This window comes from Alteromonas sp. ABM1_013 (assembly GCF_056160505.1).
In genome coordinates, this window is sequence record NZ_JBSWXH010000003.1 from 729,150 (window position 1) to 754,483 (window position 25,334).

Here is a 25,334-nt window from a genome sequence, read left to right on the forward strand (position 1 = left end):
TGCTATTACAACGCTTTCTAATGCGTATAACTAATATAGCGCGTAAAAATATCTGGAATTAGCCCCAAGCACATGGTTTTGCATGGTGCGATGTCTTGAGATGCGCTAGTATACGCTTTTTTAGCTAGCTAAGACCACGAAAGCCAAATAAAAAGAGGATGTCATGACCGTTATCCGTCAACAAGACTTCATTGACAGCATTGAAGATGCCCTGCAGTTTATTTCTTACTATCACCCACTCGACTATGTTAAGGCCGTAGAAGAAGCGTACAACAAAGAGAAGAGCCAAGCCGCGAAAGATGCAATGGCCCAAATTCTTATCAACTCGCGTATGTCGGCCGAAGGAAAGCGCCCATTGTGTCAAGACACCGGGATTGTAACCTGCTTCGTTAAAGTGGGGATGGGCGTAACATGGGACAAAACTGACATGACCGTTCAAGAAATGGTTGATGAAGGTACACGCCGCGCTTATCTTAATCCTGACAACCCGCTTCGTGCATCTATCGTTGCTGACCCAGCTGGTGCCCGTAAAAACACGAAAGATAACACGCCATCTGTTGTTCACATCGACATGGTTGCGGGTGAAAAGATTGAAGTAATGATCGCAGCAAAAGGCGGCGGTTCAGAGAATAAATCTAAAATGGTTATGCTAAACCCAAGCGATGATATTGCTGATTGGGTTGTTAAAACCTTGCCTACAATGGGGGCGGGGTGGTGTCCTCCTGGTATGCTGGGAATAGGTATTGGCGGTACCGCTGAAAAAGCTGCAGTACTTGCTAAAGAAAGCCTTATGGATCCAGTAGATATTCAAGAGCTTATTGAACGTGGCCCGCAAACCACTGACGAAAAACTTCGCTTAGAAATTTTTGACCGAGTTAACAAACTGGGTATTGGCGCACAGGGCTTAGGCGGTTTGACGACCGTTGTTGACGTTAAAATTAAGTCTCTGCCTACTCATGCTGCATCTAAGCCAGTGGCTATGATCCCTAACTGTGCCGCTACACGTCACGCACACTTTTATCTAGATGGGTCAGGTCCAGCAGAACTTACGCCGCCTAAGCTTGAAGATTGGCCAGAAGTAACGTGGGAAGTGAGTGAAAACACCCGCCGCGTGAACCTTGATGAAGTGACCAAAGAAGGCATTCAAGAGTGGAAAGTAGGCGAAACGGTATTACTATCAGGTAAAATGCTTACAGGCCGTGATGCCGCACATAAACGCATTCAAACCATGATGGAAAATGGTGAAGGTCTTCCAGAAGGCGTTGACCTAACTAATCGCTTTATCTATTACGTGGGTCCTGTTGACGCTGTAGGTGACGAAGTAGTGGGTCCGGCTGGCCCTACAACAGCGACGCGTATGGATAAGTTCACAGACATGATGCTTGAACAAACAGGTCTTATCGGCATGATTGGTAAAGCAGAGCGTGGCCCAGCAACGGTTGATTCCATTGCAAAACACAAAGCTGTGTATCTTATGGCAGTAGGTGGTGCAGCTTATCTGGTATCGAAAGCGATTAAGAATTCACGCGTTGTGGCATTTGAAGATTTAGGTATGGAAGCAATCTACGAGTTTGACGTAGAAGACATGCCGGTAACCGTTGCTGTAGACAGCACGGGTGCCAATGCACATAAGAATGGCCCTGCTATTTGGAAAGCTAAAATAGAAGAGCTTGACGCTTCACTTTCTAAATAGTGAGTTACGGTGAGGCTTTTGCAAAGCTTTTACAAATAACTTGGCTAATGCGAAAATCATCACGATAGTGAGATTATTTCGCTTACCAAAACAAATTTAAAAGCTTTGATTGATTAAATGAAACGGGCGCGTAGTCGCCCGTTTTCTGTTTTTATAATTGAGATTACATGGCCTCGGCCGAGAAACTAACACCCACTTGATTCACCTGTTTTAATCCTATACAGATTGGTATATTTTCTTTATTTTGTTTATAGTGCTGTACAAAATAACAGTATGAACGTGCACTATGATCACCAACCTTATCTCAAGCGAACCCGTCGCTTTCTTAATTGCTTTTATTAGTGTTTGTCTATTAGCACTTTATTCTTTCATCCGCAGCCAAAATAACTCGGCGAAGCTTTCTCAATCTTCACAGTATTGTGACAAGTTGCAAAATGAATTGAGCAGCGAGAGGGTGGCTAACGCAAAACTTCAGGCGCAAAACGAGGCCCATCAGGCCAGAATTCAGGCGCTGCATGCGGCGCATGAAGACAAGTTAGCGGCTATGAATGCCTCTGAACAACGGTTGCAAACCCAGTTTGAGAACTTAGCAAACCGAATTTTTGAAGAGAAACAGCAGCGCTATACCCAACAAACTAAGCACAATATTGAGGCTGTGCTGGCACCGTTTAAAAATGAATTAGATGGCTTTAAACGCCAAATTTCAGAGCAGCATATACGTGAAGGCCAAGAGCGAGCATCACTTAAAACAGAAATATTAGGCTTAAAAGCTTTAAATCAAAAAATAACAGAAGAAGCAGCTGCACTTACCAATGCACTAAAAGGTGATAACAAGAAGCAGGGTAACTGGGGTGAAGTCGTTCTTGAACGCATTCTTAAGGAATCTGGTTTACGGGAAGGACACGAATTCGAAACACAAATGTCTGCGACATCTGAACAAGGCAAGCGTTTCCAGCCTGATGTAGTAGTGCATTTACCAAATGATAAAGACGTCATCATAGATTCAAAAGTAAGCCTTGCAGCTTATGAGCGCTATTTCAATTGTGATGATGAAACGGAAAAAGCGCAGTTTTTAAGTCAGCACGTAGCTTCAATAAAAGGGCATATTAAAGGCCTTGGCGCAAAAGACTACCAGAACTTAAAAGGATTAAAGACGTTAGACTATGTTTTACTTTTCATTCCCATAGAACCCGCTTTTTTAATTGCTGTAGAAGAAGAGCCCGACTTGGTCACCATGGCGCTAAACCACAATATTATGCTGGTAAGCCCTACAAACTTGCTTGTCGCGCTTAGAACCATTAATAATATTTGGCAATACGAGTACCAAAATCAAAATGCACAGCTTATTGCTGAACAAGCCGCTAAGTTATACGACAAGTTTGTAGGTTTTGTTACTGATATGGAAAAAGTAGGAAAGTCTATGGATACCGCTCAGGCAAGTTATGAGCAAGCAATGAATAAACTAACTAACGGACGAGGGAACATCGTTAGACAAATTGAAAAGTTCCGTGAACTTGGGGTCCAGCCAAGTAAGCGGATGTCACAGCATCTACAGCAACTTTCGAAAGACGATTAAAAAAGGCCGCGATTGCGGCCTTTTTTACATTTTTAGTAAACGTTATGAACGTTTCATGCGTCTACGCAGGTATACAGCTGGTGCAAGAAGTAATGCAATCCAGCCCATAGAACCACCAGACTTATCGTTAACTGCAATAGTTACGGTTTCTGTAGTTGTATCGATACCGTCTGTTGCTGTTACTTCTACCGTCACAGTTGTCGATTGCTCATGACTTGGTGCAGTACCAGTGAATGATGTCATTTCAACACCATTGATAGCGATCGTAACGTCATCGCCGTCTGCGTCAGTTGCTGAAGCTGTTACGGTAAATGACTCGCCTTCATCAACGCTTGATGGCGCAGAAATTGAAAGTACTGGTGCATCTTGAACGCCAGCAACTTGTACAGTTACCGTACCTTCACCAATAACATCACCTTCTACAACTTCACCTTCATCAGTAGTTGTACCTTCAACTTGGACTGTGTAGGTAAATGAGTCTTCACCAAAGAAGTCTGTATTTGGTGTGTAGGTTACCGTACCATCATCGTTAACTGTCACTGAACCGTTTGCTGCTTCAGTAGTAACTGTAACAGTTGACGGGTCAAGTGGCTCTTTATCGATAGTAATTGGCGTAAACGTTCGGAAATCACCTGAAAGTGATTCCATTGTAAACGTGTTAATGATCGTGCTATCCATCTCGTTAGCAAGGATGTTAGCCGTTACCGACGCATCTTCATCAACAGTTAGCATGTCATCCATGTATTCGCCTGAAGGAAGAACAGTACCATTATAGCTGAACTCGATTTCATCGCCTGGTGATGATGCTAAAATAAACTCATCACCAGCTACAGGAAGCGTTCCTTGAGAGCCTGCCGTTGTTAGAGCACCCAATGTAAAGCCAGCAGTACCTGTATTATTTTCAAAACCTGCGACAGTTGCGTATTGAGGGCTATCCATTTCACCATAAACAAAGTGGATACTATCAAAAGCAAAGTCATACCAAATTTGGAAATTAAAGCTAGTATCAGGAATACCCCACAATTGAGCATTTTCCCATTCAATTACCAACAATGAGCCATTAGGACCGTTCAAGTTAGCTGCATATAAGTTACCTGTACCTTCATCACCAGCATCAGTACCTAGTAAATCAAGGTCAGTCCAAAAAGGAGCTAGTACGTTGTTTGGTTCATTGCTGTCTGGCATAACAGCGGGTGAAGGGGTCGTTACGTTGCCTGACGATGTACCAAGAGAAATGTAACCATTTGAAGAAACCTGCATTGACGTGTAGGTCTTGCCAAGGTAAGTCATTTCAGGAAGGCCAGTTAGCGTGATAGACGTGTCATCACACGAACCAGAACACGTAAGAGGCTGTACACCTAATGCAGCCATTGGCAGGTAACCGCCTGTTAGCGCTCCAATCGAAGTGTCAGAATCAAGTGAATACGACGAGGTATTCAATGCACCTTCCCAATAGATTTCACCTTTATCGGCGTCGTAAGATACCGGCTGTTGGTCACCATTCTTAACCGCTGCGATACTAGAAGGGTCAATTTCGAACTTGTGATCGATTGAACCAGTAACACCAATCATACCTGTCACATTCTGGTTAGTTGCTGATGCAGTTACTCTTACTAATTCTTCTTCTTCAGCCAAACTAGTACTAACATCACTACTAAACAATTCTGGTCTATCTGTGCTAATAGGGTAAACCGCAACAGGAATAAAGTAATCCGTCGTTGTGTCGTCTGTATCTGCCCAGTTAATACCACCGAACGACCATGAGCCTGTAGAGGCTGTTGTAACGTCTACCGCAACCATAATTTCAGCAGAAGCACCTGCTGGCAGAGTAGCCATTTGTGGTGTAACGGTTGCTACAATAGCAGAGTCGTTAAACATAGCGGTTGCATCGACAGTTACTTCTTCGTCGCTAGTATTAGTAACCGTGATAGACATTTCACAGTTCAAGTAGCAGCTACCATCTACCAAGCTTAAATCACTGTATGTAAGCTCAACAGTTGTAGCACGAGGTAGATCTAAACGACCTGCACCCATGTCAAAGTTGTCTGCTTGTGTAGCAGCATCTTCTTTAAGTACGTCTCGGATAGAAGACGTTACAAGGGCACTCTTAATTTGCTGTGCAGTCCAGTCTGGGTGCATTTGTTTAAGTAGAGCCGCTGCGCCTGCTACGTGTGGTGACGCCATAGACGTACCATTTTTAAACGAGAAAGATTCGCCTTCATGTCCTGGAGCATCTGGAGATTCACCAGAGAAAATACGTGTACCAGGTGCCGCAATATTTGGCTTAAGGAATGTAGGGTCGCCGTTTGGTCCACGAGAACTGCTTTCATTCATGATGTCAGCAAGGCTATCTGAAACAACACGTACTATGTCACTACCAATGGTCACATTTAGTGACTCATCTGTTTCCACTGCAAGAGTTGCAAGCGCTTGTCCTGGCGTAGCAGGAAGCATTAGTGAAGGAATAGTTTGCGCTTCGCTTAGGCCGCCCATTAAGATTGGCGCTTCTCCGCGACCATCTACGTTGTGGATGAGCACAGCTTCAGCGCCAGCCGCTTCTGCGTTTTCAATTTTTGTTACAAAACCACAAGTGCCACGGCTGATAAGTGCAATTGCACCCTCAAACGCGCCAGCGTCGAATGCATCACATCCTTCCACATTTTCCGCATTAACTTCACCAGCATAAACAACCGGTGCAGTAATTGGGCTATCGAAAACAATTGCAGGGTTACCCACTGAATAAAGCGCAGGGATTGAACCAATTGTAGTATCACCTTCGATAGTCACTTCGTTTGCAAACAAACGACCCGTTGTTGTGTTTGCAACCGTGATAACGTCTTCAGAACAACCCGGGCAACCAATTGTACCTTCACCTGGACCATCGTTACCCGCTGCAAATACGGTAACTACACCAGCATCGTGCATGGCTTCAAGTACATCTTCGTATACAGAGCCATTAGGGTTACCGCCAGCGCCGCCGCCCCAAGAGTTGTTAACAACATCAGCGCCGTCTGTCAGTGCAGCTTCAAGCATTGACAGTAACATTGAAGATGCACCGCTTGAAGATGCTGGGTTTGCTGGAGTTGCATACAGGCCTTTGTACACCATAAGATACGCAGCCGGTGCAACACCAGAAATTTCAGCTTCTGCACCGTCGCGCTCAGCCATTACGCCGTAGTTACCCACCGCAGTCCCTGCAACGTGAGTACCGTGGCCGTTAAAACCTAGTGGGCTCTCATACTCTTCCTCAACAACTGAGAAACCTTCTACGATATCCGCTGCACGAGCAACAATTAGCTTATTGTTACAAAAATCAGGGACTTCCGAACAGTAATCGTCAGTAGGTAGGGTATCTGCGGCTGGCGCTTCGAAGTTCTCTCCGCTAAATAGGGGGTTCTGTGGGCGAATACCACTATCGATGATAGCTACTTTGACGCCCGCACCGGCACTTTCTTTACCGCCAAACTGTTCCCACGTCTCAACTGCACCGATTAAGTCTAAGCTTGCATCCATTTGTGCGTGGTGGATAACGTCTGGGTATACCGCTTTAACTGTAGATAGGCTCGAAAGCTTATCAAGCGCGCTTTTTGATACAATACCAGCGAAGCCGTTAAAAGCCGCTGTGTAAGACAGGTCAGCTTTAAATGATTTATCAAACGCTTTAATTGATTGAATAACAGATTGCTGTTGAGTTTCAAGGAACGATTTATATTCCTTAGCTGCGTTTGACTCAAAGTTAACCTTTTGACCTTTATGCGCAGACATGCTGCTAACACTCGGGTTAACAGCGCTAAATTGCGCCATTGGTACGTCGTTTAACTGAACGATAACGCGAACACTGTCACTACTTGTTTGAATAGCATTTGCAAGAATATTCTTTTTATCGAAAGAAGCCTCAATTGCGTTTTGTTGTTCAACGCTGTGGCCGGAGATTTGATTTGATAGAGCAAACGCGCCAAAAGCAGAACCTGCTAGTGCAGTTGCAACTACTGTACTGATAATTGTTTTTTTCATAATTATTCTCGTGTGAATAGTTCCCTGGGCCTGACGGTCTATATTTGCTTTATAGGCTTAATGCCCTTTTTTATCGCTATTTGCCGTCATGACACATTTATTGTTAGCACAATTTCTCGGGTTATGTAATGTGTATTTCAGAAATACACAAATTACATATTTTGTTACATTTGGGTGTCAGGTAAATTTGAAATAAAACTAGAAAAATTGGCTGCTGAAGTAGTAGTTCGTCGAATAAAATTGAAATAAAATTACATAAAAAACCACGAACGAACTTTGTGTTTCGCTCAATTATACAATTTTACTATGAGGCTTATCCTATGATGTTTTCATAAAATTTACATGAGCTTTACTTTATTAGGACGGTTATCCTTTTAATTTAGACTAATTGAGTATAGTGATTTCATCCATTTGAATTTTTACCTTCGAATAAGTAAGACACTCCTGCAATTCCTCATCTAGCATATCCCAAACTATAAAAGTCGCTATTAACCCTCATATTTAAGGGGAACAAACGTGAAAGACAGAAATCATTTGGCCGAAGTAAAAACAACAAATCAGGTCGAAATCATTACAAAAGGGGTTGTTGATATCCCAATGCTTCAAATTTTGTCATCAGAAGGCGAACTTACCGAAAAAGCGGTAGAGCCTGAACTTGACCAGGATGAAGCATTAAAAATTTTTAATACCATGCATTATATCCGCGTGTTGGACGAACGCATGGTAGGTGCACAACGTCAGGGGCGTATCAGTTTCTATCTTGCGAGTACAGGTGAAGAAGCCGCATCAGTAGCAAGTGCTGCTGCGTTATCAGACGATGACATGATTATGTCGCAATATCGTGAACAAGGCGCGCTGGCCTACCGTGGTTATACGACAGAACAATTCATGAACCAAATGTTTAGCAACAAGGACGACCCTAACAAAGGTCGTCAAATGCCTATCCATTACGGTGACAAGCCCCTTAACTTCATGACCATTTCCTCGCCTTTAGGCACACAAATCCCTCAAGCTTCTGGTTACGCTTACGGACAAAAAATGTCGGGTAAAGACGTGGTGACCATTTGCTACTTTGGTGAAGGTGCAGCTTCAGAGGGCGATTTCCATGCTGGCTTAAATATGGCAGCTGTACTGAATTGCCCCGTAATTTTCTTTTGTCGTAACAATGGTTACGCCATATCAACGCCCGCAGAAGAGCAATTTGCAGGTGATGGTATTGCGTCTCGCGGCTTAGGCTACGGTATCAAAACTATCCGTGTTGACGGTAACGATGTGTTAGCTATTTATGCCGCTACTAAAGAAGCCCGCCGAATCGCCATTGAAGAAAAGTGCCCTGTGCTCATTGAAGCCATGACGTACCGCTTAGCTGCACACTCAACGTCAGACGATCCAACAGGCTATCGCTCTCGTGAAGAAGAAGACAAATGGCGTGCAAAAGACCCTATCGCTCGTATGGAAAAATGGCTAGAAAGCAAAGGGTGGTTTGATGCAGCTGAAAATCAAAAACGTGTTGATAAAGCAAGACAAGATGTATTAGCTGCGATGAAGAGTTGTGAGAAAACAGACGTATGTGCTATCGACGATATAGTAGAAGACGTTTACGACACAGCGCCATGGCACCTAAAAGAACAACTTAACGAACTAAAAGCACACATAAAGAAATACCCAAAGATGTACCCTAAAACCGCAGGGAGAGTGAAATAATGGCCAAGATGAACTTACTACAAGCAATTAATAATGCACTCATCACTGCCATGACCGAAGATGAGAAAGTAATGGTCTTTGGTGAAGATGTGGGACACTTTGGTGGTGTATTTCGGGCAACGAGCCATCTTCAAGAAAAATTTGGTAAAGCCCGTTGCTTCAACACGCCACTCACTGAGCAAGGCATTATTGGCTTTGCTAATGGTTTAGCCTCGCAAGGCTCGGTTCCTGTTGCAGAAATTCAGTTCGGTGATTACATCTTTCCAGCTTTTGATCAAATCGTGAACGAAACAGCGAAGTGGCGTTATCGTTCAGGTGGACAGTTTGATGTAGGTACATTAACTATCCGCACTCCATACGGCGGTGGGATCGCAGGCGGACATTACCATAGCCAGTCACCTGAAGCGTTCTTTGCACATTGTCCAGGTCTTAAGATTGTTATCCCTCGAGATCCGTATCAAGCAAAAGGTTTATTACTTGCGTCAATTCGCGATAAAAACCCCGTATTGTTTATGGAGCCTAAGCGACTTTACCGTGCCTCCGTATCAGAAGTACCAGAAGAAGATTACGAGCTACCGCTAGGTAAAGCGGATATTGTGCAGGAAGGTAGCGATATTACGCTTCTAGGTTGGGGTGCACAGATAGAAATCTTGCAAAAAGCTGCAGAAATGGCCCTTGAAGATGGTGTGTCCTGTGAAATCATCGACTTGCGCAGCATACTTCCGTGGGATGTTGAAACAGTGATGCAATCTGTCATGAAAACTGGTCGTCTACTGATAAACCATGAAGCTCCGTTAACAGGTGGCTTTGCAAGTGAAATAGCAGCAAGCATTCAAGAGCGCTGTTTTCTATATCTTGAGGCGCCGATTGCCAGGGTTTGTGGTTTAGATACGCCATATCCATTGGCTCATGAAAAAGAATACATGCCAGACGAAACCAAAACGTACGAAGCTATTAAGCGTACGCTTCATTATTAAGCCGGGAGACAATGATATGACAATTGAATTTATCTTACCGGATATAGGTGAAGGTATTGTTGAATGTGAACTTTTAGAATGGTTGGTTTCAGAAGGTGAACACATTGAAGAAGATCAGCCCGTAGCTGAAGTAATGACCGACAAAGCCACCGTTCAAATTCCAGCTATGCATGCTGGGGTGGTTAACAAGTTGCATTATGCGGTTGGCGATATTGCTAAGGTTCATGAGCCACTATTTTCAATGACGCCGGATGATGCGAACGATGCAGGAGCAAATAGCGACACAAGCACTGAGGCAAATACGCAGCGTATAAAAGAAAACGATAGCGCCGAAGGGCCTGAACACACAACTGCCGCCCAAGGAGGTTTATCACCTTCTAGTGATTCCAATGGCAAGCACATTGAAGACTTTATACTGCCAGATATTGGTGAAGGTATCGTTGAGTGTGAAATTGTGAAATGGAATGTGGCTGAGGGCGACGACATCGAAGAAGATCAAGCTGTTGTTGAAGTGATGACTGATAAAGCAGTGGTTGAAATTCCTGCTAAAAATGCGGGAACCGTGCATCGGCTTTATTACGCCCAAGGTGACATCGCTAAAGTACATAGTGCCTTGTTCGCACTAGAAGTTGCCGGTGAAGCCACAATTACTAGCGGTACTAATGACGAATCACCATCGGTAAACAACAGTGCTTCAAGCGTTGCATCTCAAAGTTCTCTGAAAACGCAAACAAACGGTTCAAGTCAGCAATCAGCACAAGTTGCTCCTTCAAAATTCAGCGACGGCGAATACGAGCCACCTATTGCTATAGAAGGTAAGGTTCTGGCTAGCCCTGCGGTAAGACGTGTTGCTAGAGAAAAGAATATCGACCTGTCTACAGTTAAAGGCTCTGGTAAAAAAGGGCGTATTCTTAAGTCTGACGTAATGAATCTACAGCAAACAAATGGTGGCGCGTCGGCACAAGATACGTCAACTGCTTCGTCAAACGAGCCCACCACACAAAAAGGCGATATAAATAGCGCATACAGTGTAGTTAAAGGCAGTGTTAAGACGGAAAAAGTGCGCGGTATTCAGGCCGCAATGGCCAAGCAGATGTCCGCGTCGGTCTACACAATTCCTCACTTCACTGTAAGCGATGAGTTAGTGATGGACAACCTAATGTCGTTACGTAGCTTGCTTAAGCCTGAGTTTGAGGCGAACAATGTTAAATTAAGCTTTATGCCATTTTTCGTTAAAGCGATGTCGCTGGCACTTAACGAGTTTCCTGTAATTAACAGTCAACTCAATGAGGATGCCACTGAGATTAGCTACTATTCTGATCACAATATTGGCTTTGCGGTAGATTCCAAAATTGGACTTCTTGTGCCTAATATTAAAAGGGTACAAGATCTTTCACTACTGGATATTGCCGTTCAAATGCAAGATATTATCGAGCAAGCGAGGGCAGGGCGCGTAGCCGGCGAGCATTTAAAAGGTGGTACTATCAGCATCTCAAACATTGGGGCTATCGGCGGTATCACTGCTACGCCGGTAATTAACAAGCCGGAAGCCGCTATTGTGGCGTTAGGTAAGACTCAAAAGCTTCCTCGCTTTGACGATGAGGGTAATGTTAGCGCACAACATATCATGGCAGTTAATTGGTCGGGTGATCACCGAATTATTGATGGTGCAACTATGGTGCGCTTCAATAATTTATGGATGAGTTATCTTACCCAGCCAGAAAAAATGCTAATGCACCTTAAATGATCTATTTAGTGCATTTTTATATGCTGTAGCGTAATAGTAAGGAGGCCAATATCAACGTATTGGCCTTTTTTTGTTTTGTGTACCTCATCGCGGGATGGCGTTATTATAGTTTCCTATAAACAAACAAATATTTTACTGAGGTTTTGTGCTTAGTTATCAACACGCCTTTCATGCTGGCAATCACGCCGACGTCATCAAACATCTTTGTTGGATTGGTGTTATCAACGCCTTAAAAAAGAAAGACAAGCCCTTTACGCTTTTTGACACGCATGCCGGTGCTGGCACATATGATTTAACCGACGACCTATCGTCAAAGAACAAAGAGTACGAATCAGGTATTTCCCGTCTTTTCGGGCAAGGTGATGGAACTGCAGCTTCAGAAAACCTGGCTCCAAAAAACAAGAGCACGGAAAATTTGCCAAGCCTACTTAATGACTACCTGTCATTATGTGAACCTTTCTTAGCGCAACAGCAATATCCAGGCTCTCCTGCAATAAGCGCTAAGGCTAAACGCGGTGTTGATACTTTACATTTAATGGAGCTTCATCCTGGCGAGTTTCAAAAATTAGAGAAAAACGTGTCGCGACTTCGTACCGGACATAGCCATACACACAAACGGGATGGCTACGAAGGGCTTCGAGCACTCACGCCGCCAAAGCCTAATCGCGGTGCTATTTTAATTGACCCTCCATACGAGAGAGTGAATGAGTATAGCGACCTTGTCAAAGGCGTTGAACAGGTGTTGAAACGTTGGCAGCAGGCGCAAATTGTCGTGTGGTACCCACTGCTTTCAGAAAGGGCTGGCGCTAAAAGCGGTGCAAGTGAAGCTATGTGCGACAAACTCGCAGAACTAGGCAGACCCAGCTTCAAAGCTGAGATATGTGTTGCAGAAAATACGTCTGACGCAGGCATGTATGGTTCTGGTGTGTTTGTACTGAACCCGCCATGGCAGCTAGATACGAACCTAGACAGAGCATTAACAAGCGTTATTGACATGCTAGGTAAAAATGAAACGGGTTTTCATGCCACGGCGCAGGTTACTTGGGTAAATGAAGATTCCTAATCAATGGTATTGATAGTCAACTAGGTGCCAATTAACGGCAAGCAAATAGTTAATTGGCCTATTACTCGGTGAATAGTACATCAATAATTCCATAACCGTGAAACAATGAAATGTCTCAGCTTAAAGGTTTAAAACACTTTTACATACCAGATGAACAGTCGATTTACTTGCTATCCCATGCGGATGCAAAAAAACTGAAAGACTGGGTAAATCTCTGTATGTCTCAACTTGCTGGGTTGGGGTATAGCGATATTGAACTTTTAGGAAAAGGCGCATTTGGTTTTGCATTTGCAGGGAATGCGCCGAGTGGAGAATCACGGGTATTTAAGTTCTCGCGTATAACCTTACCGCAGCACGTTCAGGACAGGTTAGAAGAGGAAGCCTTTATGCTGTCTCACGTTAACCATGAGTTTGTGCCGCGTTTTATTGAATATCAGCAGATACGTAAGCAATCAATATTAGTGATGGGCAGAGCGCCTGGTGAAGATTTAGAAAAAGTAAGCTTGAAAACAGGCCCTTTGTCGCCCCGTATTATCGTGAAAATAGCCGTTCAAGTGGGCGAGCTTTTGTCGAGTTTTCGCCAATACAGCGAGAATGGCGAAATTAAGCCTATTGTCCACGGCGATATTAAACCCTCAAATTTGGTCTGGGATGCCACTAATGAATCTATAGGCTTAATAGACTGGGGGTCTTCGGTCTTCGCTCAGACCGATATCGCTGGGCAATATGTGGGTAACAACGTCATGGATTTGATGTCCGGCGAACTTCATCAGACGAACGCACGGCTTGGCGACGTTTACTTTATCGGCGAAGAGCAGTTAAGCGGTGCGCTTTCAAGCCCGCGCTTTGATGAGCAGGGATTAGCTAGCACCCTATATGCGCTAGCATCAGGGCAATCTTGTCGCTATGGAAGTAAAGTTATTACGCCATCATCCCTCGGGTTACCCAAAATGCTTGCTAATATTTTGGAATATATGCTTAGTGATGACCCTGTTAAAAGAAGACAGGGAGGCGATTATTTGTTTAACCACCTTCACGTTTTAAAAAACATGGTTTTCACCCAAGACAAACCTACGCAATACACGCCGTTAATACCCACTTGGCTCACCCATACTCTAAATGCTGATATTGAAACCGTCGTTTACAGTTCGCGGAAGTCTTATTTACGCCAACAGGCGCTGCTATCTGACTCTTTAGATGATAAAGACGTAGAAGAGTTACGCTACATAGACGATGCGCAATTTGACCGCTACTACAAAAACTACCTGCAAGGTATGGGAGATACTGAAAAAGCATTCGTATCAGCCATCAGTAGGCTAGGACGCTACCCAGTAGTAGGCGGTATGGCGGTACGTTGGGAGCCAGAGGGTATTTATGTAGATTCCAGCCTGAACTTGTATGATGAAACCCTCAAAACTGCCTTTGATTTAGCGGTAAATAACGTGATTAATTTAGCGAGAGCTATACACAAGCCAGCCGTTTTTAAATGCTGTATGTTTAATGCGAAGAATACGCTTCATATTGAACGCGACAGCGAAGATGAAGATTTTCTACCTGGTAATGACCTTTCCATTCCTTATGAGTTGTCACGTGTTTCTGCACAAAAAGACGAGAGCCGAACTCACTCTTACTTTGAAGACGGCGATGATCCTGATGAATTACTTAAGCTGCCGAAAGATATCATCGAAACTATCGTACAGTTAAACACAATTCATCACACAGGATGTATTATATTTGAAGCATTACCTAAACACCTGAAGATACACAACTATTATACCTTGCTTGACCATAGCCAAGAAGAGCGCTTTAAAGCTTTACTGGCGCAACTAGTGCAACAAATTCCTAACATAAAAGGGCTAGGCATTTCAGGGTTTATGAAGTTACCCTATAAAGATACGCGCTTTTTTGAGCATAAAGCAAAATTGCCTGAAAAATATTACCCGCGAAACCCCAAAGCAGTTATAGAAGAGAACGTACAACATGTCCGAGATTAAACTATCATCACTATTTGAACTTGAAACAGTGGAAGCTGGCATCTATCGAGGTCAAAGCTGGGATTTAGGCTTTAGAGCTTTATTTGGCGGGCAAGTTTTGGGACAAGCTCTGGCAGCTGCTTATGAGACCGTATCACCAGACAGAGTGGCCCATTCATTCCATACCTACTTCCTTTTACCGGGCGATGCTAAAAAACCAGTTGTATACGACGTAGAAATAGTACGAGACGGAAGAAGTTTCTCGGCTCGTCGCGTCAAAGCGATACAAGATGGCAGAAACATATTCTACATGACTGCATCTTTCCAAGTGCCACAAGAAGGCATGGAGCATCAGAATCCCACCATGCCCGATGTCCCTCCGCCTGAAGAAGTGCAATCTGACATAGAGTTTTACGAAGCGAACTTCAACAAAATAGCGCGCCCTATGCAGGAAGCGTTAAGCTACCACAAACCGGTTGATATTCGCACCGTAGATGCAGCAAATTCATATCATTCAGCTAAGCGTGAACCTACCCGCTATATTTGGTTAAAAGCAAGAGATACCATGGATGCGCAACTTGCCGTGCACCAAGCTGCACTTGCTTACGCATCAGACTATCATTTTTTAAGTACCTCATTACAACCTCATGGTGTTGCTGTAACTGATAAGTCGCTTCGCATTGCAACCATTGATCATGCAATGTGGTTTCATCGCCCAATTAGCATGAATGAATGGATGTTATATGCAATGGAAAGCCCATTTAGTGGTGGGTCTAGGGGCTTAGTTCGCGGTCAGATTTTTAATCAAAAAGGCGAACTTATTGCATCAACCATGCAAGAAGGGTTAATGAGAAAAGTAGACGAATAGGGAATAAGCGAATGCGTTATAAGTTAGGTTCAGCAACACCGCAAGTTCACCAGAGCGCTTTCATTGCACCGGGGGCTCACGTTATTGGAAACACAGAACTTAAAGAGGGTGCCAGTGTTTGGTTTAACGCGGTAATCCGTGGCGACATGGACAAAATATCGGTGGGTGAGAATACAAATATCCAAGACGGCAGCGTGTTACATACTGATGCGGGAATTCCTTTGGTCCTTGGCAAAGGAGTGACAGTAGGTCATAAAGTTATGCTTCACGGCTGTGAAATTGGCGATTACTCGTTGATAGGTATTAACGCCGTGGTGCTAAACGGTGCGAAAATTGGAAAGTTCTGTATTATTGGCGCTAATACACTAATCACTGAAAACATGGAAATCCCAGACTACAGCTTAGTTGTAGGAGCACCAGGCAAAGTTATCAGAACTTTTGATGAAAACGTAGAGCCAAAGTTAAAGGCCTCAGCAGACCACTATGTCAGCAACGCAAAGACTTACATGACATCTTTGCAACAGATTGATGAGTAATCATCCTACTCGCCATTTAATTTTTTCTTTCCCCATAAAAAATGCCCAGAACAAACGTTCCGGGCCTAGGGGAATGGCTCATTGCTGAGCCGTGCGCTAACTTTTACAGGGAGAGTTTAAATAAAAAACTTTAAACGGACAATGAGTATAGTTTAAATTAGCTCAAAATATAAACAGCAATTGTGTGAATTTTATCTTACACCCTGATTACTAACCTAAGTATAGAAATAACCTTAAATATATCAATGAACTAAATGCTGGTCGGATGTGGTAAAAATTTTGACTCAATTTGACGCACTTATTCACTCGGCCGTAACTTTCCCATCTTTATAGCCTTTCGATTTCTGCATATACATAAAGGTGAATGTGTAGTGCGGCGCTCATTCATCTTATTTATGTTCAAAACAGACGGTTGTTCCTTTTAACCAAACTTGTAGTATGACGGCATTGGTCATGCTTAGAAGGCAAGACAATAACTATAATCATTGGCTCTCACAAAAATAAGGATGGATTATGCAATCTTTTTCTACTTTTATACCGCCTGAGCGTACCTTGATGGGTCCAGGACCATCCGACGTTAATCCAAGAATACTAAATGCCATGGCTAGACCTACTTTAGGTCATTTGGATCCTCTATTCATTGAGTTAATGGATCAAACGAAACAGCTATTACAATATGCATTTAAAACCGAAAATGCTCTCACTATGCCCATTTCTGCCCCTGGCTCCGCGGGTATGGAAGCGTGTTTTGTTAATCTGGTAGAGCCTGGCGATAAAGTACTTGTATGCATTAACGGCGTTTTTGGCAACCGCATGGTCGAAAATGTTGAGCGATGCGGTGGTGAAGCTATCACCATTAAAAATGCGTGGGGTGAGCAAACCGACCTTAACGCTGTTGAAGATGCTTTAAAAACCAACCCCGATATAAAAATTCTTGCCTTTGTTCATGCAGAAACATCAACGGGTGTACGCAATGAAGCCAAAGCACTGTGTGAACTAGCTCAAAAATATGATTGTTTAAGTATCGTCGACGCGGTTACTTCGTTAGGGGGCATTGAGTTAGATGTAGATGGATGGGGTATCGATGCTATTTATTCAGGCTCACAAAAATGCTTAAGTTGCGTGCCAGGTATTTCACCCGTTTCTTTTAGTGATAAAGCAGTTCACGTCATTCAAAACAGAAAAACAAAAGTGCAAAGCTGGTTCTTAGACATGAATTTGATTGTCGGTTACTGGGGCCAAGGCGCAAAACGTGCGTACCATCATACTGCTCCCGTTAATAGCATGTATGCGATGTACGAATCGCTTCTAATATTAAAAGAAGAAGGGGTAGAAAATGCGTGGAAGCGACATGCCGCAGGCCACGAAAAACTTGCACAAGGTTTAAGTGACATTGGTTTAGAGCTAACCGTAGACAGTGCTTACCGCTTACCTCAGCTAAATGTTGTCAAAATACCAGACGGTGTAGATGATGCAGTCGTTCGGAAGCAACTACTTGAAGATTTTAATCTAGAAATAGGGGCAGGGCTGGGTGATCATGCAGGAAAAGTATGGCGTATTGGGCTGATGGGTTATGCGTGTAAGCCACGCAACATAGACCACTGTTTAGCAGCGTTGCGAAGCGTATTGAAATAGCAGCTTTTTGAAACAAGCCAGGATGACCAAACCCCAAATATCTACTCTTACCTAATGCCTAATAAACGCCAACATGCGAAGCTTCTAAGTTGTTAAACATGTTGGCTTTTTGAGCTTCATCTTTTGAAATAATCTCAACTAGTTGCCCCTGTTTACTATTGTTAACACGAGGCTTAACTTATAAATAACGCTGCTCGACGAAGTTGTAACTCTCTAACTTGCGGTTCAGTGCTAATATTTCCTGCATCAAATACATTCATACACTATTCAGCCATGTACATTTATTCTCAATAACAAAGTGAATAAACATGTCTTCTGAAAAGGAATCAATATGAAATTATTTATGCATACTAAACCAAACATGTTCACAAGAGCGCTTTGGGCTTCAGCAGTAATCGCATTGTCCGCCCCAGTGGTTTCTGCTCAAGCTGCACAAGATGCAGTAATAAATGTTCAAGGCGTAGGTGCTGTAGAAGTGACACCAAATGCTTACTCAGTGAAGTTGGTTGTTGAAGAAGAGGGCGCAACGGTAGGCAAACTCAATACGCGACTAGATGCAGACTTGCGTTCTATCGTTAAGTTTCTCCTTAATCAAGGCATAGATGAAAAGCATATTCAAAGTATGCAAGTGCGCTTGCAACCTCGTTATACCAATACACCGCAAGGGCGACAGCAAGAAGGTTTCACTCTATCTCGTGATATCACAGTTACCTCAACCGATCTTGAAACCTACGATAAAGTGCTAGATGGCGTGCTAAAGCGTGGTGTTGACCGTATCCAACAGTTTAACTTTATCACTATTGGTGAAGGCGATGCATACCAGAAAGCTCTAATTGCTGCAGTGAAAGACGCAAAGCAACGCGCCCACTTATTAGCGAAAGAATTAGAGGTGGAAGTAGGTGAAGTAGTTGCAATCTCAGAATCTGGTGGCAATATGCCGATTCCAGTAATGCGTGCTGAAGCTTTTGCCAAAGACATGTCTATGTCTTTACCGGGTCAAGAGCGTATAGAAGCGCGGATTAATGTGTCTTTTAATATTGTTCAATAGCAGGAAATTCGTTTGAAAGAACAACAGTACAGCCAGTTAGTCGCCCAAGCAAAGAGCTTGGTTTCTGGCGAGCATGATCTCATTGCTAATATGGCCAACATCAGTGCACTGCTTTTCAATAACCTCGAAGAGGTAAATTGGGCAGGCTTCTATCTTTTTAAAGAAGAGCAATTGGTACTTGGTCCATTCCAAGGTCAGCCCGCTTGCATTCGTATTCCCCTAGGAAAGGGCGTTTGCGGTACAAGTGCAAGTACCAGAACCGTTCAGCGTATAGCCGATGTTCATCAGTTTGCAGGACACATTGCTTGTGATGCCGCGTCTAACTCTGAGATTGTTGTTCCACTTGTACTCAATGATAAGTTCATCGGCGTACTGGATATCGACAGCCCTGTGTTTGAACGTTTTAGTGAAGAAGACGAAAAAGGGCTCGTTGAAATTGCTCAAATTCTCATGGATTCGCAGAAATAATTATGAAATCCAGTGTCGACATACACGTTGTTTTATCCACATTTGAAGATATGGAAGACTTTCATGATGACCCAGATGAGGCATCTGAACGTTTAAACTTCATTCTTCACGCGGTTTATGACAATGCAGAAGAAGATATCGAAACACAGCGTTTAGAGCAAATTTTGCACTACGCATGGGAATCTTGGCAACAAGATAAGCATTTATTAGAAATAGATGACGACGAATTGCTTGATTGGGTTGACCACACGCTGGCAACTTGGGATGATGCAAGTAACGATGAAATCTCCTGAATAATTTAGAAAGTTAATGGAATCACCAGAGAAGTTTACTAACAGTAAGGAAGTGATAGCTTTCCTTGCAGAGACCTTTCCGAAATGTTTTAGCATTGAAGGCGAGGCCCGCCCACTTAAGATCGGTATTTTTCAAGATCTAGCCACTCGTTTAGAAGAAGAGGAACGCGTTAGCAAGACGCTTCTTCGATCTACACTACGTCATTACACCAACAGCTGGCGCTATCTTTATAGCATCAAGGAAGGTGCGAACCGTGTAGATTTAGACGGCGTTGAAGGCGATGCGATTGAAAAAGAACATGCTGATCACGCGCAACAGCAGCTTGAAGAAAGCAAAGCTAAAGCCGCTGAAAAGCGCAAAGCTAAGCTTGCACAGCAGCCTAAGCGTAAAGACAAACGTCAATTTAATCGTCCAAAAGGTGAAAAATCTGCAAATTCGGACCATGCTGATACTAAGCGCGGAACTAAACCGAAAAATAACAGACCAAACACTACACCACCTGCGAAATTGACCGACAGCGATTTACAGCAAGGTACGCAAGTTACCGTTAAATTAGGTAAAGCACCTATGCCAGCAGTAATTACCGAAGTTGCTAAAGATGGCATCCACGTTCAATTAGACTCAGGCATGGTAGTTAAAGTAAACGCAGACGCTTTACGTTTGGCACGCTCCAAGAGGTCGTAAAATATGAGAGACATCCTTCGAATTTCCATCGCCAGTGCTTTTCTTACCGTAGGGGTAGGAGCTGGCGCCGTTACGTCAACACCAGAGGTAGACGAGCTTCCTATTTTACAGCAGGAATCTCAACACAGTGTTGCCGCAAAACGAGTAAGCGCACTTTTTACAAGGGCGCATTACAAGGAAATATCGTTGGATGACGCGCTTTCTGCTCGAGTTTATCAGCGCTTTATCGATTCATTAGATCACAATAAGCAAGTATTGTTATTGTCTGACGTGGTAGGTTTTGAAAAATACCGCACCCTGTTCGATGATGCGCTGAGTAAAGGTAACCTTTCAGTTGCCTATGATATGTATAACGTAAGTGCGAAGCGTCGCATTGAACGTTATGAGTTTGCATTATCATTGTTAGAAAAAGGGCCATTTGATTTCGAAAAAGAAGGCGATAAATTCTTTTACGATAGAGAAGACGCGGACTGGCCTGCAAATAAAGCTGAGCTTGATGAAATCTGGCGTCAACGCGTTAAATATGATGCGTTGAATTTGATACTTGCAGATAAAACGTGGGAAGAAGCAAAAGAGCTGCTTACCAAACGTTACACGCGAGCAATTAAGCGTACTAAACAGGCGAAAAGCGAAGACGTGTTCCAAACTGCGATGAATGCCTTTGCTCGCACTATAGAAGCTCACACTAGTTATTTGTCTCCGCGAAACGCTGAACGTTTCCAAATGGACATGAACTTGTCGTTTGAAGGTATCGGTGCGGTATTACAAAGCGAAGACGACTACACAGTTATAAAAAGTGTAGTGCCAGGCGGGCCAGCAGACGAATCGGGCGCAATAAAGCCTGAAGATAAGATTGTTGGCGTAGCGCAAGACGATGAAGAATTTGTAGACGTAATTGGATGGCGACTAGACGAGGTCGTTGAGCTTATCAAAGGCCCGAAAGGAAGTACTGTCCGATTACAAGTTGAAAAAGGCGCCTCTGAGTCTAAAACAACCTCGGTGGTTAGTCTTACTCGCGATAAAATAAAACTTGAAGATCGCGCCGCAAAGTCTGAAGTATATGTACCTGAAACAGGTCCTCACGCAGGTGAACCATTAGGTGTAATCACCATTCCAAGCTTTTACAACAACCTAAGTATGGATGTTGCAAAAGAAATAGAAAGCTTGAAAGCACAAAACGTGAAAGGCGTGATTGTTGATTTACGCGGTAACGGAGGTGGCTCACTTACTGAGGCCACATTGTTAACCGGTTTATTTATAGAAAAAGGCCCAGTAGTTCAAATTCGCTATGGTCAAAGCAAAGTAAGCGTAAATCGTGATACTGATGGTGAGGTCGCCTACGATGGCCCACTGACAGTATTAGTTGATCGTTATAGCGCATCAGCATCAGAAATTTTTGCAGCGGCTATGCAAGACTATAACCGCGCACTTATTGTTGGCGAACAAACTTTTGGTAAAGGTACAGTTCAACAACACCGCGGTTTAGGCAAGATTTATGACCTTTACGATAATCCACTTGGCAGTGTTCAGTTCACTATCGCTAAGTTCTATCGTATCGACGGTGGAAGTACTCAGCATAAGGGGGTTATTCCTGACATCCTTTATCCATCTGCTGTAGAGCCATCAGAGTGGGGCGAAGCGCAGGCAGAAAACGCCCTGCCATGGGATAGTATAAATCGTGCTAACTACACGACGTTTGCAGATGGCACTGCCGCTCTGGACGTATTAACAGCGAAACACAACAAACGCATTCTGCAAAACCCAGAGTTTTCTTATATTTATGACGATATTGAAGAATACAAAGAAAACAAAGATAAGAACTTTATCTCACTGGTGAAGTCTGTACGCGAAGCAGACAAAAAAGAGGCGGAAGAGAAATCTCTCGCACGTGCTAACGAACGTTTACAGCGAATGGGAATGGAAACTGTCACATCATTGGACGACTTACCGGAAGATATGGAAGAATTAGACCCATTCTTGGATGAAGCCGCCAACATCACGTTCGATATGATTGAAACAGGCCGTTACGCTATCACAAGAAACTAAGTGATTAGAAAAAAGGGCTGGTCTAGGGCCAGCCCTTTTTTTGTGTCTATAAATAAACTAATAAAACAATAATAAAGGGAAATAACATGGCTATCAGAGGCGAATTTTCCTCTCGAATAGGGTTCGTGCTAGCAGCGGCAGGCTCAGCAGTTGGACTCGGCAATATTTGGGGTTTCCCCACAAAAGTAGCGAGTAACGGAGGGGCTGCGTTTGTTCTTGTATACTTACTCCTTGCCTTCGTTCTCGCTTACCCGGTTCTCATGGCTGAACTCATCATTGGACGTAGTTCACGTTCGAATATGGTTGACGCTTTAGGTAAAATTTCAGGTAATTTTGCCGGAAGGCTAACCGGAATTTGGGGCTGTGTTACCGTTTCACTCATTCTTGCCTTCTACGCTATTGTTGGTGGATGGATGCTAGTTTATTTTGCCGATGCTGCCGTCAGTATGGTTGGATTGACCAGCGCAAGCGATTGGCTGCTCACCTCATCAGTTACGCGTAACGTTATATTTTGCTTTTTATTCATGGGCTTAACCGCATTTATTGTTGTAGGCGGTGTAAAGTCAGGTATTGAGAAGTGGTCAGTACGGCTTATGCCTACTTTAGTTATTCTCATTCTTGCATTGATAGTCTACGTGAGCCTTCAGCCTGGTGCCGTAGAAGGATGGTCAGCGTATTTAGTGCCTGACTTCTCCCGTGTTCTAGACCCGGAATTACTAATTAATGCAATGGGGCAAGCGTTTTTCTCAATGTCTTTAGGTGTAGGTACTATGCTGGTCTACGGCTCATACCTTAGTAAAAATGAGAACCTACCAAGCATTGGCGCTTCCGTTGCGCTAGTCGATATAGGTGTAGCCGTGATAGCTGGTATGCTTATTATTCCAGCTATGTACGTTGCGCTGAACAACGGCGTCGAAATCTTCACGCCAGAAGGCGCGTTAATCCAAGGTGACACGCTGATTTTTAAAGTACTGCCAGCACTGTTTGATACCATTGGTACTGTAGGGCTTTTCGTTGCCTTTACCTTTTTCGCGCTAATGGCGATTGCGGCAGTCACGTCTTCAATTTCAATGTTAGAAGTTCCCGTTGCGTTTATGGTAGAAAGCAAAGGTCTTAAACGCAAAAAGGCCGTGCTATTGATGGCATCGATCATCTTTGTTTTAAGCTGCATCATTATTTTGAATTTCGAAATCTTGTTTGGCCTTGTTATTGCTCTAACTACAGAGTATAGCCAGCCACTCCTTGGGCTAGCATTGTGTATTTTCGCTGGTTGGGTATGGCGTAGAGACGCCATACTGGAAGAACTCAAGCAAGGTGATGAGTTTGCTGAACACAGTATTTTCTGGAAAATCTGGCCTTGGTACGTTCGCTTTGTATGTCCGGTTATCATTGCGCTGATGTTTTATCGCTCTGTGTTCTAAAGCGCCATAAGTTGCAGCAAAAAGCACGTTTAACGCGTTATAAATACAATAAAAAAGGTTTTTAAAAACGACAATGACGAATAAAGAGATAAAGACGCCGTCACTACTCGATGCAATACTTCCTATTCTTGCGCTAGTGGTCATGATGGGAAGTGCGGTTTACCTGTTTGCGGATAATTCTTCATATGGTCCAAACCAAATTGCGTTACTTTTGGCAATGGGCTTAGCTGCTATTATCGGCATGAAAAACGGGTACAGCTGGAAAACCATTGAAAAGGGGATCGTTGATGGTATTTCCATGTCTCTGGGTGCCTGCCTCATATTGTTAGCCGTAGGCTCACTCATAGGTACATGGATGCTTGCCGGCACCGTGCCTACACTTATTTATTTTGGATTAGAGCTACTTAACCCTTCGTTTTTCTACGCCGCTGCATGTCTAATCTGTGCAGTAGTTGCTATGAGTATTGGTAGTTCTTGGACTACCGCAGCGACGGTAGGTGTGGCATTAATGGGCGTATCAGCGGGTATGGAAATGTCTGCTGCTATCACAGCTGGCGCTGTGGTGTCTGGTGCGTACTTTGGCGACAAAATTTCGCCATTATCTGAGACCACTAACCTGGCTCCCGCTGTTGCAGGCACTGATTTATTTGAGCACATTCGCTACATGCTTTGGACGACCATCCCTAGCTTTGTGATTGCCCTTGTATTATTCACTGTTCTTGGCTTTAACGAAGTAGGTGAAGCTAAAGCAGAGCGTATTGAGCAAATGCAGCTATTGCTTAATGACTCTTTTGACTTGGGGTGGCATTTGCTAATTCCTCTTGTGGTTCTACTTACTTTAGCAATTAAGAAGATGCCGGCTTTCCCTGCGGTTTTTATTGGCGCTTTGTTAGGGGGCGTTTGGGCAGTTGTGTTTCAGTGGGATGTGGTTACATCCATGGCAAGTAGCGATGACTCAGCAAACATTGGGGCGCTAAAAGTTGTGTGGACAGCGCTATTTGATGGCGTGAGCTTTTCTACGCCAGACGAAAATTTAAATAGCTTGCTGTCTCGCGGCGGCATGTCTTCTATGCTAAATACCATTTGGCTTATTATTTGTGCTATGTCGTTCGGAGCCGTACTTGAGCGTGTGGGTTTGTTAAAACGTGCCGTGTCTGCCATATTAATTGGCGCAAAGTCAGCCGGAGATATGGTAAGTCGAACCATTCTTACGTGTTTTGGAACTAACCTTGTAACGGCCGATCAGTATATTTCTATCGTTATGCCAGGGCGCATGTACAAAGAAGAATTTAAAAAGCGAGGGTTAGACCAACTTAACCTTTCTCGTAGTCTTGAAGACGGCGGTACACTTACATCTCCGCTCATTCCTTGGAACACTTGTGGTGCCTACATGCACAGTGTTTTATTGGTAAACCCATTTGATTACGTATTCTATGCATTCTTTAACGTAATCAACCCGATCCTTGCTGTTGTGTACGCGTATTTAGGTATTAAGATTCTACGTATTACACCACCACACGTTGAAGTTAACAGTAAAGAAACGGTTTAACCAAACGTTCCAAATAAACCCACGTAGGCTTTCTTTTA

At 43.6% G+C, this 25,334-nt stretch carries 18 protein-coding genes; 17 read left to right on the forward strand and 1 reads right to left on the reverse strand.

Annotated elements, in window-relative coordinates:
* The first annotated feature begins 163 nt into the window (after positions 1-163).
* Both ACXAGK_RS11520 and rmuC read left to right on the forward strand, forming a co-directional pair.
* Positions 164-1,693 carry a fumarate hydratase gene (locus ACXAGK_RS11520; protein WP_474856345.1) on the forward strand — a complete coding sequence of 510 codons (1,530 nt, stop codon included), beginning with the start codon at positions 164-166 and terminating at the stop codon, positions 1,691-1,693.
* Between the two features lie 286 nt (positions 1,694-1,979).
* Entirely contained in the window at positions 1,980-3,269 is a 1,290-nt protein-coding gene (rmuC, locus tag ACXAGK_RS11525; RefSeq protein ID WP_474856346.1) for a DNA recombination protein RmuC, read from the forward strand.
* Positions 3,270-3,311: 42 nt separating this feature from the next.
* Here rmuC and ACXAGK_RS11530 read toward each other — a convergent pair whose 3' ends face one another.
* Complete coding sequence (locus tag ACXAGK_RS11530; protein WP_474856347.1) at positions 3,312-7,283, reverse strand: S8 family serine peptidase; 3,972 nt, start codon at positions 7,281-7,283, stop codon at positions 3,312-3,314.
* A gap of 516 nt (positions 7,284-7,799) precedes the next feature.
* Here ACXAGK_RS11530 and ACXAGK_RS11535 point away from each other — a divergent pair.
* From ACXAGK_RS11535 to nhaC, 15 genes are all read left to right on the forward strand, one after another.
* Positions 7,800-8,987 carry a thiamine pyrophosphate-dependent dehydrogenase E1 component subunit alpha gene (locus tag ACXAGK_RS11535; protein WP_474856348.1) on the forward strand — a complete coding sequence of 396 codons (1,188 nt, stop codon included), beginning with the start codon at positions 7,800-7,802 and terminating at the stop codon, positions 8,985-8,987.
* Complete coding sequence (locus tag ACXAGK_RS11540; RefSeq protein WP_061095031.1) at positions 8,987-9,964, forward strand: alpha-ketoacid dehydrogenase subunit beta; 978 nt, start codon at positions 8,987-8,989, stop codon at positions 9,962-9,964. Before ACXAGK_RS11535 ends, ACXAGK_RS11540 begins: the two co-directional genes overlap by 1 nt.
* 16 nt (positions 9,965-9,980) lie before the next feature.
* Complete coding sequence (locus ACXAGK_RS11545) at positions 9,981-11,711, forward strand: dihydrolipoyllysine-residue acetyltransferase (protein ID WP_474856349.1); 1,731 nt, start codon at positions 9,981-9,983, stop codon at positions 11,709-11,711.
* Positions 11,712-11,856: 145 nt separating this feature from the next.
* Positions 11,857-12,774, forward strand: coding sequence for a 23S rRNA (adenine(2030)-N(6))-methyltransferase RlmJ (locus tag ACXAGK_RS11550; protein ID WP_474856350.1), 918 nt, complete (start codon positions 11,857-11,859; stop codon positions 12,772-12,774).
* A gap of 110 nt (positions 12,775-12,884) precedes the next feature.
* Complete coding sequence (locus tag ACXAGK_RS11555; RefSeq protein ID WP_474856351.1) at positions 12,885-14,768, forward strand: protein kinase domain-containing protein; 1,884 nt, start codon at positions 12,885-12,887, stop codon at positions 14,766-14,768.
* Positions 14,755-15,615: an acyl-CoA thioesterase II gene (gene tesB / locus ACXAGK_RS11560; RefSeq protein WP_474806742.1), complete on the forward strand. Its 861-nt coding sequence runs from the start codon at positions 14,755-14,757 to the stop codon at positions 15,613-15,615. Before ACXAGK_RS11555 ends, tesB begins: the two co-directional genes overlap by 14 nt.
* A gap of 11 nt (positions 15,616-15,626) precedes the next feature.
* The gene (locus ACXAGK_RS11565) at positions 15,627-16,151 is read left to right on the forward strand and encodes a gamma carbonic anhydrase family protein (RefSeq protein WP_474806740.1); all 525 of its coding nucleotides are present in this window, start codon (positions 15,627-15,629) and stop codon (positions 16,149-16,151) included.
* 513 nt (positions 16,152-16,664) lie between these two features.
* Positions 16,665-17,786, forward strand: coding sequence for a pyridoxal-phosphate-dependent aminotransferase family protein (locus ACXAGK_RS11570; protein ID WP_474856352.1), 1,122 nt, complete (start codon positions 16,665-16,667; stop codon positions 17,784-17,786).
* A gap of 331 nt (positions 17,787-18,117) precedes the next feature.
* Positions 18,118-18,834, forward strand: coding sequence for an SIMPL domain-containing protein (locus tag ACXAGK_RS11575; RefSeq protein ID WP_474806736.1), 717 nt, complete (start codon positions 18,118-18,120; stop codon positions 18,832-18,834).
* Positions 18,835-18,846: 12 nt separating this feature from the next.
* The gene (locus ACXAGK_RS11580) at positions 18,847-19,302 is read left to right on the forward strand and encodes a GAF domain-containing protein (protein WP_474856353.1); all 456 of its coding nucleotides are present in this window, start codon (positions 18,847-18,849) and stop codon (positions 19,300-19,302) included.
* 2 nt (positions 19,303-19,304) lie between these two features.
* Positions 19,305-19,595 (forward strand): hypothetical protein, encoded by a 291-nt coding sequence (locus ACXAGK_RS11585; RefSeq protein ID WP_118494789.1) that lies wholly within the window; start codon positions 19,305-19,307, stop codon positions 19,593-19,595.
* Between the two features lie 16 nt (positions 19,596-19,611).
* Positions 19,612-20,280 (forward strand): RNA chaperone ProQ, encoded by a 669-nt coding sequence (proQ, locus tag ACXAGK_RS11590; protein ID WP_474806732.1) that lies wholly within the window; start codon positions 19,612-19,614, stop codon positions 20,278-20,280.
* Positions 20,281-20,283: 3 nt separating this feature from the next.
* Positions 20,284-22,326, forward strand: a complete 2,043-nt coding sequence (gene prc, locus ACXAGK_RS11595; protein ID WP_474825645.1) for a carboxy terminal-processing peptidase — start codon at positions 20,284-20,286, stop codon at positions 22,324-22,326.
* 86 nt (positions 22,327-22,412) lie between these two features.
* The gene (locus tag ACXAGK_RS11600; protein WP_474856354.1) at positions 22,413-23,747 is read left to right on the forward strand and encodes a sodium-dependent transporter; all 1,335 of its coding nucleotides are present in this window, start codon (positions 22,413-22,415) and stop codon (positions 23,745-23,747) included.
* A gap of 73 nt (positions 23,748-23,820) precedes the next feature.
* Positions 23,821-25,296, forward strand: a complete 1,476-nt coding sequence (gene nhaC, locus ACXAGK_RS11605; protein WP_474856355.1) for a Na+/H+ antiporter NhaC — start codon at positions 23,821-23,823, stop codon at positions 25,294-25,296.
* The last annotated feature ends 38 nt before the right edge of the window (positions 25,297-25,334 follow it).